At 61.0% G+C, this 14432-nt stretch carries 16 protein-coding genes and 2 pseudogenes; 8 read left to right on the plus strand and 10 right to left on the minus strand.

What is annotated here, in order from left to right; all coding sequences use genetic code 11:
* Positions 1-396 precede the first annotated feature (396 nt).
* The 3 genes from AQ611_RS25575 to AQ611_RS13590 form a co-directional block, all read right to left on the minus strand.
* The gene (locus AQ611_RS25575; protein WP_069235305.1) at positions 397-1185 is read right to left on the minus strand and encodes a hypothetical protein; all 789 of its coding nucleotides are present in this window, start codon (positions 1183-1185) and stop codon (positions 397-399) included.
* Between the two features lie 409 nt (positions 1186-1594).
* The gene (locus tag AQ611_RS13585) at positions 1595-2086 is read right to left on the minus strand and encodes a DUF2514 family protein (protein ID WP_069234818.1); all 492 of its coding nucleotides are present in this window, start codon (positions 2084-2086) and stop codon (positions 1595-1597) included.
* Positions 2086-2583, minus strand: coding sequence for a lysozyme (locus AQ611_RS13590; protein ID WP_069234819.1), 498 nt, complete (start codon positions 2581-2583; stop codon positions 2086-2088). Before AQ611_RS13590 ends, AQ611_RS13585 begins: the two co-directional genes overlap by 1 nt.
* Between AQ611_RS13590 and AQ611_RS26675 the strand changes: the two genes are divergently transcribed.
* The 3 genes and pseudogenes from AQ611_RS26675 to AQ611_RS26735 all read left to right on the plus strand — a co-directional run.
* Positions 2513-3430 (plus strand): acyltransferase family protein, encoded by a 918-nt coding sequence (locus AQ611_RS26675; protein ID WP_335645248.1) that lies wholly within the window; start codon positions 2513-2515, stop codon positions 3428-3430. The two genes, AQ611_RS13590 and AQ611_RS26675, sit on opposite strands and share 71 nt — an antisense overlap.
* Before the next feature lie 204 nt (positions 3431-3634).
* A complete protein-coding gene (locus AQ611_RS13605; protein ID WP_125910541.1) occupies positions 3635-4558 on the plus strand; it encodes a hypothetical protein in 924 nt (307 codons plus the stop codon).
* Positions 4559-4688: 130 nt separating this feature from the next.
* A pseudogene (locus AQ611_RS26735) lies at positions 4689-4853 on the plus strand (integrase); the annotation flags it as partial.
* 163 nt (positions 4854-5016) lie between these two features.
* On the opposite strand, the gene AQ611_RS25580 reads toward AQ611_RS26735, so the two are convergent.
* The 3 genes from AQ611_RS25580 to betC all read right to left on the minus strand — a co-directional run bounded on the left by AQ611_RS25580 (position 5017) and on the right by betC (position 8108).
* Complete coding sequence (locus AQ611_RS25580; protein WP_102720112.1) at positions 5017-5442, minus strand: hypothetical protein; 426 nt, start codon at positions 5440-5442, stop codon at positions 5017-5019.
* Between the two features lie 139 nt (positions 5443-5581).
* A complete protein-coding gene (choX, locus tag AQ611_RS13615; protein WP_083237324.1) occupies positions 5582-6544 on the minus strand; it encodes a choline ABC transporter substrate-binding protein in 963 nt (320 codons plus the stop codon).
* 25 nt (positions 6545-6569) lie between these two features.
* Entirely contained in the window at positions 6570-8108 is a 1539-nt protein-coding gene (gene betC / locus AQ611_RS13620; RefSeq protein ID WP_069234823.1) for a choline-sulfatase, read from the minus strand.
* A 206-nt stretch (positions 8109-8314) separates the two neighbouring features.
* Here betC and AQ611_RS13625 point away from each other — a divergent pair, with 206 nt between their 5' ends.
* A complete protein-coding gene (locus AQ611_RS13625; RefSeq protein WP_059520350.1) occupies positions 8315-9217 on the plus strand; it encodes a choline sulfate utilization transcriptional regulator in 903 nt (300 codons plus the stop codon).
* A 197-nt stretch (positions 9218-9414) separates the two neighbouring features.
* Complete coding sequence (locus AQ611_RS13630) at positions 9415-9639, plus strand: hypothetical protein (protein ID WP_059520351.1); 225 nt, start codon at positions 9415-9417, stop codon at positions 9637-9639.
* 186 nt (positions 9640-9825) lie between these two features.
* Here the strand turns inward: AQ611_RS13630 and eco are convergent, their stop codons facing one another.
* On the minus strand, positions 9826-10368 hold the full coding sequence (gene eco / locus AQ611_RS13635) for a serine protease inhibitor ecotin (RefSeq protein WP_059520352.1): 543 nt from the start codon (positions 10366-10368) through the stop codon (positions 9826-9828).
* A 174-nt stretch (positions 10369-10542) separates the two neighbouring features.
* Here eco and AQ611_RS13640 point away from each other — a divergent pair, with 174 nt between their 5' ends.
* A complete protein-coding gene (locus AQ611_RS13640; RefSeq protein ID WP_069234824.1) occupies positions 10543-11031 on the plus strand; it encodes a hypothetical protein in 489 nt (162 codons plus the stop codon).
* 66 nt (positions 11032-11097) lie between these two features.
* Here the strand turns inward: AQ611_RS13640 and AQ611_RS24765 are convergent.
* From AQ611_RS24765 to AQ611_RS13650, 3 genes and pseudogenes are all read right to left on the minus strand, one after another.
* Positions 11098-11274: pseudogene (locus AQ611_RS24765) on the minus strand (AAA family ATPase); the annotation flags it as partial.
* A gap of 61 nt (positions 11275-11335) precedes the next feature.
* Positions 11336-12754 (minus strand): alpha,alpha-trehalose-phosphate synthase (UDP-forming), encoded by a 1419-nt coding sequence (gene otsA / locus AQ611_RS13645; protein WP_069234825.1) that lies wholly within the window; start codon positions 12752-12754, stop codon positions 11336-11338.
* Between the two features lie 127 nt (positions 12755-12881).
* Complete coding sequence (locus tag AQ611_RS13650; RefSeq protein WP_059520355.1) at positions 12882-13079, minus strand: hypothetical protein; 198 nt, start codon at positions 13077-13079, stop codon at positions 12882-12884.
* 284 nt (positions 13080-13363) lie between these two features.
* Between AQ611_RS13650 and AQ611_RS13655 the strand changes: the two genes are divergently transcribed.
* Both AQ611_RS13655 and AQ611_RS13660 read left to right on the plus strand, forming a co-directional pair.
* The gene (locus AQ611_RS13655; RefSeq protein ID WP_069235307.1) at positions 13364-13927 is read left to right on the plus strand and encodes a hypothetical protein; all 564 of its coding nucleotides are present in this window, start codon (positions 13364-13366) and stop codon (positions 13925-13927) included.
* A complete protein-coding gene (locus tag AQ611_RS13660; protein ID WP_059520356.1) occupies positions 13924-14430 on the plus strand; it encodes a hypothetical protein in 507 nt (168 codons plus the stop codon). Before AQ611_RS13655 ends, AQ611_RS13660 begins: the two co-directional genes overlap by 4 nt.
* The last annotated feature ends 2 nt before the right edge of the window (positions 14431-14432 follow it).

Here is a 14432-nt window from a genome sequence, read left to right on the forward strand (position 1 = left end):
CTGGACAGATTTGCGCGATGCGTGGAATGCAACCAGCTACACCGGTAGGGGAAGGCTGACGCTCGAGTAGGGTTTCATGATTTAGGTCGTACAGGCGCGTCACGTACTGCGCCACATCGACACACGTACTCGTGCGTCCGAGAGTGAATTGAATGAAAGCGGAACCCTCGACTCGTCCGCCTTCAACCGGCTACGGCGAACAACCGATGCCGCGAGATTCAACTAATCCAGTCAGCCAGCAGCAATCTCCCAAGTCAATTTCCGTTCCCTTCCGCGACCACCAAGCAACAGGAAACAGTTGCTCGAGCGCCAGCGACATAGATCTGCCACCGGCACTCGTATGTACCAACGGGATCAGTGCTACCTCATCACAATACGCACGAGTGATAAACGTGCTTACTCAAAACACGGAATTCGAAGTTCAGAATTGGGATTGATTTCCGTGCGCATGAGTCCCAGCCAACGCTCAGCGTCCGTCTTCTCCCGATCACGGAACAACTCTCGAATATTGTTCCATGATGCCCTGGAAAGCGAATACTGGGCCTGCCGAAGCTGGTAACGCGATTGAAACTTAATAGTCCCTTTCCCGCTTCGCGCCTCGATCGCGAAGTCACTGGCGTATAGCGTAAACATAACTTTATTGCCTCCCTCTTCTAGAATATTTTGAGTGAAGTTCGACTGCGTTTGCTGCGCAGTCGCGTATGACAATGCCGCCGAAACAAGGGATTTAAGCGAATTCCTTATTTTTGCAATATCACCCTCCGCGATACCAGAAAATCCACTGATGAAAGAATTAATTATTTCATCGGCATTCTGACTTCTTTGATGAATATCCTTTCTAAATGAGCTATCCAGCGAAAAAAATGGAACACCAGCGACCTCATCGGTGAACGCAATAAAATGAGCATTATCACCGCTTCCGGTCGGGTTTAGCGGATTGAATCCAGACTTTGTTCTACAAAGATTCACGACCGTCTGCAACCCCTCGTAGATACTTACTGGAAACGTTCCTGGCGATTCTTGCTCCTTTGCATTTTTTTCGTAATCATTCGTTGAACTGGCAAAAGTTGGGTTTTGTGCGACACTGGCTCGAAGGTCGCTGAAGACATTCAACCCCCTCGTGAGCTTTTCATGAGGAAGCGACAGACTTTTCAGCCACTCAGCAGCCTCTTCAATTTGTTCCATGATCATCTCCAAATTTTATTGACGAACTCGGACATATGCCATACTGACGCCCACACTCATTGAACAATGGCAAGCGCATACAACTCACCACTCCCCAACAAGGTTCAGAATAGAACTCACATCTTTAATCACAAAATTTTTTACCACTTACATCACAATAAATATCTTAGTTGACAGTTTTTATAAAAACAAAATTACCAATTAACAAGATGGCACTTGCCGCTAATTCAATTAATACCCTTATCTACAATTGACAAATCCGTTTTTAAACTTGTGGGTGGAAACGATCCGACCCGCCTACCGGTAGGTAGCAGGGCCTTGGCCAATTCACTGGCACGCACAGTGGAAAACGGTCGAGGAACGTGCTCCCGCACGCCCCTCGGTCGCCCTGTTTCTCTCAATCGCCACGCTAATGCGGCCGCTCAGTTCGCGTGATGCGCGTCAACGCGTCGTAATCGGCTTCACACTGCCGGCCGGCGACGCCCCGTTCATCAGCGATGCGCGCCAACTCTCCCGCTCGTGCATCAGTCCGGCCGAGCACGTCGGCAAGCAAATCGAGGGCGTCGCCGGTTGGCGCGCTTCCGGCGGTAACGGCGGAATGGCGGGCACGCCCGACAAGCACGGCGACTTGCTTGCGCAAGCCGTCAGCAGCAGAAGCAGCGGCGGCAGCATCAGCGCGCGCCCGGTCACGTTGTTTCGCAGCATCTTCAGCAATCTCCTGTTGGGCCGCGGTGTGGCGTCGTTCTTCAGCGCGAGCCGCGTCGACGGCCTCGAGTTGCGCCTTCTGCGCGACCGCCTTCATGTCGGCAATCTGCCTTGCGCTGATCAGGTGCTCGAGGCCGAAGCCGGCCGCGACACCCAGCAGCAAGGCCAGCAGATACGGCCATACGGTTTTCAGCATCACAGCCCCCGCTCACATAAAGCGCGCTCTTCCGCGCGCCGCTTCACCAGACCAGGCAGCACTCGCCCGCCAACCGTCACCCACTGCGGACGGCCGTTGTCCGCCTCGTTCATCGCGCGGCACGCGCCCTTCCAGTCACCGGCGTTGAACCGCTTTGCCGTCGTGCTGCCGCAGTAAGCCACCGGCCCTACGTTGTAGGCGAAGCTGACTGCCGCCGCGAGCTGATACGTGTGCCCCTTCAGCACCGGAGTGCACTTCAGCACCGGCTCGGCATGCTCGATGAGACGCTGTTCGAGACGTGCGTGGCACTCGTCTGGCGTGAAGCGCTGGCCAGCGCGCACGTTCTTCGTATCGCCATAGCACGCAGTGACGATCCCGATCGGGTCTGCGCGCGCGACCAGTACCTCGCCCTCGAACTTCGGGACGATGGAAAAAAGAAGGGCTGCCGTAGCAGCCCCCACAACGCCAGCGAGAGTCTTCTTTGAAACGTTAGCCATCGAGCAGCCACTCGCCTCGCTTTCCCTTGTTTCGAATAAGGTAGTACGCCTGCAACCCGATGTACCCGAGTGTCGCAAGCGCGACGTACCAGTTGATGTCGTGGCTTGTCAGCCACAGCCAAAAATTGCCGCCAACCGCAGGTGCGGCTTTCACCGCACTCGCAATGACTTCGCTTTTCATCAAGCCCTCGAAAAAAACCGCCCGAAGGCGGCTAACGGTTCGACGTGGACGATTCCTATAGAGGCTCGCTGGTACATCTATCTGGCGATCGCCGGACTCCTGACATGTCTGCGGAAACGGAAATTCGTCCTGACCACGATCCTATTTTTTTTGGTCTATCAGTTCGGCATCTTCCATGCCGAAACGAATGCCGATCGAAGCATGAATCGCGAATACGGCCTCTATTTCTGCATCGGAGTGCTGATATGGCTCTACAGAGACATGTGGGAGTCGCGAAAACTATGGGTTGCCATAACTGCTGTCGCGGCTGGCACGCTCGTATATATACTTGAACAGCATTTGTTGGCTAAACTAATTGTAATCGCTCCATTTACCGTGATCATTGGATCATCTTCGACTCCGATCCTTCGTCGATTCGGCAGATTTGGAGATGTCTCCTATGGCATCTACATTTATGCATTCATGGTGCAGCAGACGCTTATTTGGGCGATAGGCCGCACGGCTCCATTCAGCCTACATCTTGCGCTGACAGTGCTTGTAACCATGATCTGCGCATTTCTTTCATGGCACTGTGTTGAGAAACCAGCGCTCCAACTCAAAAGCTTTTCAGCTTTCCTCGGCAGCCAGCGCGCGCTTGGAGATAACTTGCCGGCAAGACAACACTAATCACACTGTTGTAGACCTAAACCGGTTAATCTCGGGAGGTTCATTCTAATCGAGCTTCACCTTACCTTTACTAACGCCGACTTCGTGTGCCTGCGTCACCATGACGATGGAGCGCCACCATTATTGGCGCAAAACCCTGCGCCGGCTCACGATCGCGCCGCCGAATCTCCCTATAACCTATTAACTCTTCAAAATGAGGCAAACATGAGTAATCCTGACCATACTACCGGTGAGTCGGCCAGTCTCGACAACGACTTCCAATTTGTTCCAGCATATCCACTGAGCGATACGCCTGCGGCGATCAATTACTTATTAGGCAGGCTCCTTATCGCGTATCAAGGCCCGAACAATAGCGGCGAATTGTATTTAACGCGATACGTCAATTCCCAATGGAGCGAACCTAAGCTTGTACCCGGCGTTGGAATGTCGGGCGGCCCCGCCATGGCCATTTACAAAAACACGCTGTACTTGGCCCACCGAGGCCAAGGCAACGAAGGTAACCAAGTGTGGATCACGGCTTCCCACGATGACGGCTATACATGGGAGCCAGATACCCGCATCGAAAATGTCGGCATCACCGGAAATCCGGCCCTTGCCGTAGTTGGCAATTACTTGTGGCTCGTGCATCGCGGCGAGGGAGGTGACAGCAATCAGCTTTGGTACACCAAGTACAATGGCTTGGCGTGGACAAAAGACACGCGCATTGATGGCGTGACGACTTCCGACTCACCTGCTCTGGCAGTCAACGGAGATACGCTTTGGATTTATCACCGTGGCGATGGCAGTGAAGTCAACCGCTGTTGGGTCACGTGGACCAACGGAATTCAATGGGGAGCCGACGAACGCGTGAATGCGCTGGTCGCGATGGACGCAGCACCGGCAGCCATGTACTCGAAGGCGCTGGGGTTCGCTCTCGTTCACCTGGACCACAACGGCGACGGGAACCTGTTTTACCTGACAAGCATAAATAACGAGTCATGGGGAAAGGATACTTGGCTGGACACTAATCCAAACACGGCAACGAGTTCGCCAGCGCTGCTGAGTCAAAACGATCGTCCCATATGCATTTACCGGGGAAACGATGGAAAGCTGCACAATACGGCAGCCTTGAATCGAACGGACGTGTGAGGAATTTCGTGTGCTGAGGCCAGTTAAAGGTGTCAGTTGATGACGGGGGAATCACTCGCCGGAGCAACCTTGCGACTTCGGCGACTCCACAAACTCCACGCGGACCAGTGCTCCCCCCAACAGCAATCCAAGATCCACCTTTTACAGCGTGCGGGGCCGAAGCCACATTTCGAACAACATCATGCTCTATGCGCTCTATCGCATGGGCTACAAGCCGCGAATGACGGGGCACGGGTTTCGCGGGCTGGCGGCTAGCGTTTCGCCAGAAGTCGAGTTCTTTCGCGTAGTCGCGGATTCGCGCTAGCAACAGGATGCGAGGCTTCGTGTTTGTTGCACGGACCTGCGCTAGTGTGACGCTGAGGCTCTCATGTTTTTTTCAGCTTTCTCTAATCTTCGTGTGATGCCTTCCTGAGTGCTTAAAAGTACATATACGCCTAATGCTAGGATTAACCCTTGGATCAATGCCGCCAATCCTGTAAACGCGATCGCGTTATAAACGGGAGGACGCAGACCGTCATACGGTTACCCCACTTCATGCGTGTTAAGAACTCGAATCGCTTCAAGGTCAAAACGCTGAGTCCGACTGTCACCGTGCGCAATGCCTGATTGCTCGCAATACCGTTGTCGACAATCTTTACCGCCGTGTCGGCGGTTATCTGGGAGGGTTGCACGCTTGCAGGCAGCTCAAATGTTACGTCATTGACTACTCGCTGCGATTCATTTTCGATGAAAACCAGAGTGGTTTCCGCCCCGCCAATTGGCACCAGCCTACTGACACGTATCGTGCCACCATTACCGCTGAAATAGCTCGAAGCTTCACTTGAGATCAGAGGCAACAGAGCGGTAACAATCCCCGTCACAACGGTATTAATGATTTTGGACATGGCGTTCCCCTGGTCTTATTAGACATATTGTCAGCAGAACTGCCAGACCACTTCTATTCCGAGTTGGTTGGGATCGGTGACAGCCCTCAAACGTGGAAATACGAAGACCGTCGGGAGCCGATCACCCTCCAAGGTTTCATCAACGCAGCCCCAGCGCTGCATTGACCGCCTGCACTCCGTCACGGCCGTCGACCGTCGTGACGCCCTTGAGCCAAGCACGCCACAGCGCGGGATTGCGTTGCAGCGCGCGGCGCGCGGCTGTCGACGCATCGAGCTTGTCCTGCAACATATCCGCGATGATCCGGTTCTCAAGATCGACGTCGAACGTGAGTTGCGTAAAGAATCGCCCCAGGTTCGCGCATTCGCCGGCAAAGCCCGCGCGCGTCACCGTGTTGACTGTCGCGCCGCCATAGTTCGGACCGAAGTACGCATCGCCGAGCGCGAGGTAGTGCAGATGAAACTTCGTGTTCATCAAATGCGGCTCCCACGCGAGAAACACGATCCACTTCCTGTCGCGCCCGGCGCGCTCGACCTGGGTCAGCATGCCGGTCTCGCTCGACTCGACGATCGACCAGTTGCCGAGGCCAAATGCATTGTCGGCGATCATTTTCTTGATGTTCTGATTCGCGGGCGCGCCCGGCTCGATCCCGTAGATGCGGCGGCCGAATTGGTCCGCGTGCTTGGCAAGATCGGCGAAGGTTCGCACGCCGGCGTCCGCGACGTAATCCGGCACGGCGAGCGTAAACTTCGCGCCGCTCAGATTCGCGTGCAGCACGTCGATCGCGTGCTCGTCGACGAACGGCTTCACGAGCGGGCCTTGCGCGGGCATCCAGTTGCCGAGGAACACGTCGATCTGCCCTTTTTTCAGGCCCTGGTAAGTGATCGGCACCGACAGATTCGAGACGCTCTGACGGTAGCCGAGCGCCTTCAGGATCACGCCGGCCACCGCGTTGGTCGCGTCGATGTCGGTCCATCCCGGCCCGGCCATACGCACCGTCTCGCAGGTTTGCGGTTGCGCCGCGTGCGCGGGCCGCGCCGGCTGCGCCAACGCCAGCATGCCTGCAAGCGCGCACGTCAGCGCGGCAATCCAGCGGCTTTTCATGGTGACCTCCGTATGGCGTGAACGATCAGCGCGCCGCGCGCGGAAAACGTGCGAGTGCCTCCAGCGCATCGAGTTCAAGGTGATTGCGCATGTAGCGCTGGCTCGCATCGTTGAACGGCTGCCAGTCCCACGCGTGGATTCGCCCTTGCGTGGTCGCGGCGAAATGAAAGCGGCGCCGGCGCTGGCTCGCGATCACGTCGCGATGCAGCGCGGGCAGATCCCAGCGGCGCGCGATCTCGGCGCGAAACGCATCTGCGAGCGGCGCGGCCTCGGGATCGGCCGCCAGATTGCGCAGTTCATGCGGATCGCGCGAAAGATCGTAGAGTTGATCCGGATCGGCCGGCGAATGGATGAACTTGCATGCGCCGCGCCGAAGCATCACGATCGGCGCGACGGCCCCTTCCGCCAGATATTCGCCGATCGCCTCGTCATGCCCCGCGTCGCCCCGCAGATGCGCAACGAGGCTTTGCCCGTCGACCGGATCGGGCCACACGGTGCGCCGCTCGCCCGTCGCAAGCTCGACGAGCGTAGGCAGCAGATCGACATGCGACACCGACGCCGCCACGCGGCGCGCAGCGAAGCGCCCCGGCGCATGCACGATCAGCGGCACGCGCACGCCGCCTTCGAAGAACGTCATCTTGTACCAAAGGCCGCGCTCGCCGAGCATATCGCCGTGGTCGGACGTGACGATCACGATCGTCTCGCCGGCCATGCCGGTTTGCGCGAGCGCATCGAGAATCGCGTCGAACTGCGCGTCGACATACGACAGCGCGCCGTAATACGCGCGGCGCGCGTGGCGAACTTGCTGCGCGCTTGGCGGCGTGCGGTCGGTCTCGCAAACGCGGCGCAGCCGCTGCGAGTGCGGATCGCTTTCGTCGAACGACAGCGACGTATGCGGCGGATCGATATCTTCGTCGCGATAGCGGTCCCAGTATTCGCGGGTGATCGCATACGGATCGTGCGGATGGGTGAGCGAGGCGACCATGCAGAACGGCCGCTCGTCGCGGCCTGCGGCCCGCTCCCGCGCAAGGTCGAAAAGCTTCTGGCGCGAAGTGAACGTGACCTCGTCGTCGAAATCGAGCTGATTGGTGCGCACGCAGGGGCCAGCATCGATCACCGAACTCATGTTGTGATACCAGCTAGGCCGGACGTCAGGGCGCTCCCAATCGGGCACCCAGCCGAAATCGGCCGGATAGATGTCTGTCGTGAGCCGCTCCTCGAAGCCGTGGAGCTGATCTGCGCCGCAGAAATGCATCTTGCCGGACAAGATCGTCCGGTAGCCGGCCGCGCGCAGATAGTGCGCGAACGTCAGCGTTTGCGCTGGAAATTCCGCCGCGTTATCGTAAGCGCCGATGTGCGACGGCAGTTTGCCCGCCAGCATCGAGAAGCGCGCGGGCGCGCACAACGGGCTCGCGCAATAAGCGGAATCGAACACCACGCCTTCGCGCGCGAGCGCGTCGAGGCGCGGAGTCGACGATACGCGGTGGCCGTATGCGCGCAACGCAAGCGGCGTCATCTGGTCGGCCATCAGAATAAGGATATTCGGCTTCTTGCTAAGGCTCATGGACCGGGGCGGCTAGAATCGTGACGGATTGCGCAGGAGCGCCACGTTGCACGACACACCGTCCGCCGCGCGACGAGCAATGCGCGAGGGACAGTTCCATGCGGGCAACCTGCGTGCGTTTCGTCGAGGAACCGACCCGCGTACTATCGCCGCTCGGATATCCCGTGTGAAGACGCCGGGCGCTTATGGAAACATAAGAGGAACTTATGCCGGAACAGGATCGCCTGCCGCCGCTGCAGACGCTGGCGGTATTCGAATCGGCCGCACGCCTCGCCAGCTTCACGGCTGCCGCGCGCGAACTCGGCTCGACTCAGCCGGCGGTCAGTCAGCGGGTCGTTCAACTCGAAACGGATCTGGGCGCGCCGCTGTTCGAACGCGGATATCGCGGCGTCACGCTCACGCCCGAGGGCGAGCGGCTGTTCGAGGCGGTGCGGCACGGCCTCGATGCGATTCGCATCGCGAGTGCCGGTATCCGCGCACGCCGCGAGAGCGAAGCGCTGACGATCCTCACCGATTTCGGGTTTGCAACGTACTGGCTGATGCCTCGGCTCGCGCGGCTGAAAGCGGCGTTGCCCGATTTGAACGTGAAGATCGTCACGTCGCAGCATGCGTATGATCCGCAGCGCGACCGCGCCGATATCGCCATCGCGTTCGGCAGCGGCGACTGGGCGCCATGCGCATCGACGCGGCTGTTTCAGGAAGCGGTAACGCCCGTTTGCTCGCCCGCGTTTCGCGCCGCGCATCCGAACGCCGCGTCGCCGTCAGGCTTGGCCGGCCTGCCGTTGCTGCATGTACAGCCAACCGACCCCGAACGCTGGCTGTCATGGCGCGGCTGGTTCTCGGCCCAGTCGCTCGATGCGCCCGACGAGCGATGCGGGATGATGTTCAACAGCTATGCGCTCGTTATCCATGCCGCGCTGATGAACCAGGGTGTCGCGCTTGGCTGGACGCCGCTCACCGACGAACTCGTCGCAGGCGGCCAGTTGGTCCGGCTGTTCGATGCGCCGGTCACCACATCGCGCGGCTATTTTCTCGTCTGCCCGGCCGCGCGGCCCGAAGCGGCCGCGGCGCCGCGCTTTCGGCGGTGGCTGCTTGCCGAATGCGGTTGATCAGCGCGGCTAAACGAAATATCCGAAAGCACGCCGACACGCCGCGAAACCGGGCAAAGCCGCCGGCACAGGTTCCCGCCAAGCGGCTGGATTTTGGCGTAGCCTGTTCCCGGAGGCGCGCTTTGCTGCGATGATCGATATCGCGCCAAAGCGCCACAAGCGGCTTGCCGCGTCCGACTCTTGCCCACCTTAGCGCGATGAACCCGAACCTGCCCGATCCGGTCAAGCCCAAACGCCGGCGCCCTTCGAACCTCGCGCTCAACGTGTTCGCCGTGCTGATCGGCATCGTCACGTTCGGCCTCGGCGCAGCCTGGGTGATTTATCGCTGGTACGTCGATCGTGAAGCGCCCTACTTCGCGATTCCGCTCGTCTTTTCCGTGCCGGTGATCGTCGCTGTCGCGGTGCGCGGCATCTGGGAATGACGCGCATCCGGCCATGATGCCGCGCTCCGTGATGCGGCGTGCGGCCGATGCCGTGCGGCATGGCGCCCGCAGCCCGGACGGCCGCGCCGCCCGTGCGATGCCCGCGCCGGCTCGCGTGCCCGCCGACGGCACGGCCGCGCGCCATCGCCCTGTATCGGCCGCACGCGGCGGCCGGAATGCCCGCGTTTATCGCTCGACGGCCCGCGCGACTTCATTCGACGCGTACCACAACCGATAGCGCACGTCGAACCCGCTCGGCACATAGACGACGATCGGCAAACGGCTGTTGTAACGCAGCAGATAACCGCTCCCCCTGACGGGCACGAAGTCCTCGCGTGCCGCCTGCGACGGGCACGCCATCAGCGTGGCGGCCGGGCCCTTCGCATCGGCGAGGGAATAATACGAATAGCCCCAGCCTTGCACGGTCTCGTGCTTGAGATCGCCGCCGAACCAGTGAGAATTGCAGTCGACCTGCATCGTCTTGCCGACAATCAGCTCGACCCGGATGTCGTCCTCCTGACGCTCGGCCGGCAGCGCGATCACCACGCGCTTCTGGCCCGGCTTGGCAGCCGGAAACATCTTGACGTCGTTGGCCGACAGTTTCGGCGCCGATGCCGCATCGGCGGCCGCGTCGGGCGACGGCTCACTCGCCGCGACCGCGAATCCGCAAAAGCCGGCGAATACCGCGACGCAAGCTGCATTGGCGGCAGAACGAATGACTGACTTCATCCAGTACTCCCAAAAAAGTTGACCATGCGCGAAGCGGCACGCGCGCCGCCTGCGTGCCCCAATTATCGCTTACGCGATTGTAATGTGCGGACACAATTCGTCTCGAACTTGGTATAGGCGTGGGCTTCCTAACTCAGTAAAACGACGGGGAAAACAGTAAACAGGGAGAACACCATGCTAAAACGGCTCATTGCGTTGGGGACCGCCGCGCTGCTTGCAGGCTGCGTCGCCGTGCCGGACGGCGGCTACGGCTACGATTACGGACAGCCGGCCTACCCCGGCGGTTATGTGTATGACCAGGGCTACGCCCCCGTGTACGGGACAGTCAATATTTGGGGCGGTGGAGGCGGCGGCTGGCGTGACCGCGATCATTGGCGCGACGGCAACTGGCGTGGCGATCGCGGCAATGGCTGGCAAGGCAACGGGCATGGCGATCGCGGTAACGGCTGGCAAGGCGGCCGCGGCAACAGCGGCGATCGCGGCAACGGCTGGCAGGGCAATTGGCATAGCGATCGGGGCAACGGCTGGCAAGGCGGCCGCGGCAATGGCGGCGGCGATCGCGGCAACGGCTGGCAAGGCAATTGGCATAGCGATCGGGGCAACGGCTGGCAAGGCGGCCGCGGCAATGGCGGCGGCGATGGAGCCGGCGGCGGCCGGCATTGAGGTTGTTCCGAGAGGTCGGTCCAAGAGACCGGCCGGCCGTCAATTTGCAACGAGATGTATCGAAACGGCTACCGATGCGCGTGATTCGAAACCGGCAATCGCGCGCCCGCCAATCGCGATTTGATCCCGGATCACGCCCGGCCCCGCTTCGTCCGAGCACGCGCAGCCTCGCGCGTGCGGAGCGCCGATCAACGTGCTCTTACCCGAGCCGGGGCCGCCGGTGACGACGAACCCGCGCCCGACACGTCAACGTCAACCTCGGCGCACGCGTTCAGCGCTGCTCGCCGCGCGTGCGCCGCGCTTTTCACGCATTGGCGATGCGCCGCCCCGCGCGTTGCGTCACCGATGCCGCCGTCGCAACGCTGCGCAGATCGGTGAGGAACGAATCGCGCCATACCGACAGATCGTTGCCGCGCAGCCGCGCGAAGTTGTCCGCGTGGCGCGCCTGCCGCTCGTCGAGCGGCATCGCGAGCGCACGCTCGAGCGATTCCGCCATCTGCGACAAATCGTAAGGATTCACGAGCAACGCGCCCGGCAGTTCCGCCGCCGCCCCCGCGAACTCGGACAGCACGAGCACGCCCGGATTATCGGCATCCTGTGATGCGACGTACTCCTTCGCGACGAGATTCATTCCGTCTCGCAACGGCGTCACGTAGCCGACTTGCGACAGCCGGAACAACGCCATCAGCAGATTGCGCTCGTACTTGCGGTTCAGATACTGGATCGGCGTCCAGTCGAGCTGTGCGAAACGGCCGTTGATGCGCCCCGCCTCGCCTTCGAGCGTCTGGCGAATGCGCTGATAGGTCTGCACGTCCGAGCGCGTCGGCGGCGCGATCTGCACGAGCGATACGCGCCCCTGCCAGCCGGGCGCGTTCGCGAGCATCCGCTCGAACGCCTGAAAACGCTCGACCAAGCCCTTCGAATAATCGAGGCGATCGACGCTGATCACGAGCTTGCGATCGCGCATCGAATCGCGCAGCGCCTTGACCGCCTTGCGCGATCCGTACTCGACGGCCGCCTTGCCGATTGCGTCCGGATAGATGCCGATCGGATAGGCCGCGACCTTCACGACCCGGCCGTGCGCATGCAGCATCCCGTCTTCGCTCGACGTGCCGAGCCCACGCCGCTCGATGTAATCGACGAACGACTGCTTGTCGCCTTCCGTTTGAAAACCGACCACGTCATACGCGCACATGAATTTGATCAGTTCTTCGTGTGGCGGCACCGTGCGCAGAATTTCCGGCGTGGGAAACGGAATGTGCAGGAAAAAGCCTATCGGATTTTTTATGCCGAGTTCGCGCAAGCAATGCGCAAACGGCAGCAGATGATAGTCGTGCACCCAGATGATGTCGTCGGGCTGAATGAGCGCGCTCAACTGCTTGGCGAGCGCGGAATTCACGCGCAGATAGCCCGCGTACTCCTGCCGGTCGAAACGCGCGAGATCGACCCGGTAGTGGAACACCGGCCAGAGCGTCGCGTTCGAGAACCCCCGATAGTACTGGTCATAGTCACGCCGCGTCAGGCCGACAGTGGCATAGGTGACCTTGCCGTCGCGCTCGATCACCGGCTCGCCAGCCTCCCCGACGATGTCGCCGCTCCAGCCGAACCAGATGCCGCCCGTTTCCTTCAGCGCGTCGAGCACCCCCACGGCAAGCCCGCCCGCTGTCGGACGCGCATCCTGGCCGGCCGCCACGCGATTCGATACCACGATCAATCTGCTCATTACGGCTACCCTCCTGTTTGCTGATTGCCCGGTACAACGGAAACCGTCCCCGTCGAAGCGAGCAAGTCGCATGCCACTTGCGACATTTCAAGCGTTAAACATGCAAACACATGTAACAACGACGCGTTCACGCATCCTGATCGATGCCGAGATCGCGTTGATAGTCGAGCCCTTCCGGGCGTGCGCCGCCCTGGTTGTGATCGCCGTCGGACGGATGTGCGGGTGCCGAGCCGGCGGGCGCGGGGGAAGTCGGTGCGTTGACCGGCTGCTGCGAGCCGGTGCCGGCGTCGCGCACCCGTGGTTCGGGGCGCTTGGAGCGGCGCATGGCAGGGTGTCTCATGATCAGCGCGGCGCGAAGCCGCCGTCGAAACAGTCCATGGTCAATTAGTGTAGGAGCCATTCAGTTAGTTCGCGGTAACAATGACATTCAATTTGTAACGATTCGACCCCCGCGCCCTGCTTTGCACCACAATGCCAAAGATTGCCCGCGCGATGCGCGCGGCATGCGTTTGTCAATTTTTTGCATTTCTCGTCGGACAATTGCAGAACAATGGCGCTACGCTTGCGGTGCCTGCGCCGCAGCGCAGAAAGACAGGATCGCAATCAGGGATGAACCATCGCATCGCAACGCCCGCACGCAGTGGGGCGCGCAGTTGGGCGGCATGGGCCGTGCTCGGCGCCGCCGCGTGCTCGGCACTCTTGTCGGGCTGTAACTCGCTGTATAGCGAAGGAGCAACGGCAGGCGCCGGCATCGCCGGCGCGGCCATTGCGTCGAAAGTCACCACAAACGCCTCCGTTACAACCGGCATCGGCCTCGGCGCCGTCGCCGGCGCACGCGCGGGCGTTCAGTACACTCAGCGCGTCGCGCACCGCTACACGCAGGCGAAGATCGCCGAGGCGGCCGGGCCTCTGGACGTCGGCGGCGTCGCCCCGTGGTCGGCGCATCATTCGTTCCCGATCGAAGACGACGAACATGGCCGCGTGACCGTCAGCCGGCTCATCAGCGTCGGGCCGCTCGACTGCAAGGAAATCGTCTTTTCGGTCGACACCAACGCGAAACCGGGCGCGCCGACCCAATCGGGCTTCTATATCGCGACGCTCTGCCGGGACGGCCAAACGTGGAAGTGGGCGTCCGCGGAGCCGGCAACCGAGCGCTGGGGAGCACTGCAATGAGCGCGGCCACGCGCGCGGTACTGCCGCTCGCGGCCGCCCTCGCCCTGGCCGCCGCGGCGGCCGGGCTCACCGGCTGCGGTTCGGTCGGCGCGGCAAGCGGCGCGCTTGCGGGCGCCGCGACGGGGTTGGTCACCGCGAACCCCGCGGTCGGCGTCGGCGTCGGCATCGCGGTGCAGGCCGCGACAGACGAAGCCGTCAATCGCACGATGAAGCAGTTGCACAAGAATCAGCAGGATGCGATCGCGCAGGCAGCGGCAGGCCTTGCGGTCGGCGAGACCCGCGCATGGCGGGTAAAGAACGTCGTGCCGCTCGAAAACGGCGAAGGCGAAGTACGCGTGACGCGCGCGTTCACGACGCCGCTTGCGCTCTGCAAGGAATTTGCGTTCTCGGTGAAGGACGGCGCACGCGCCGACTGGTATTTCGCGAGCGCATGTGAAGGCCAGCATGGCTGGCAATGGGCGGCGGCGGAGCCGGCGGTCGAGCGCTGGGGCAATCTGCAGTGATG

The sequence above is a fragment of the Burkholderia singularis genome, from assembly GCF_001718875.1.
GTDB lineage: Bacteria > Pseudomonadota > Gammaproteobacteria > Burkholderiales > Burkholderiaceae > Burkholderia > Burkholderia singularis.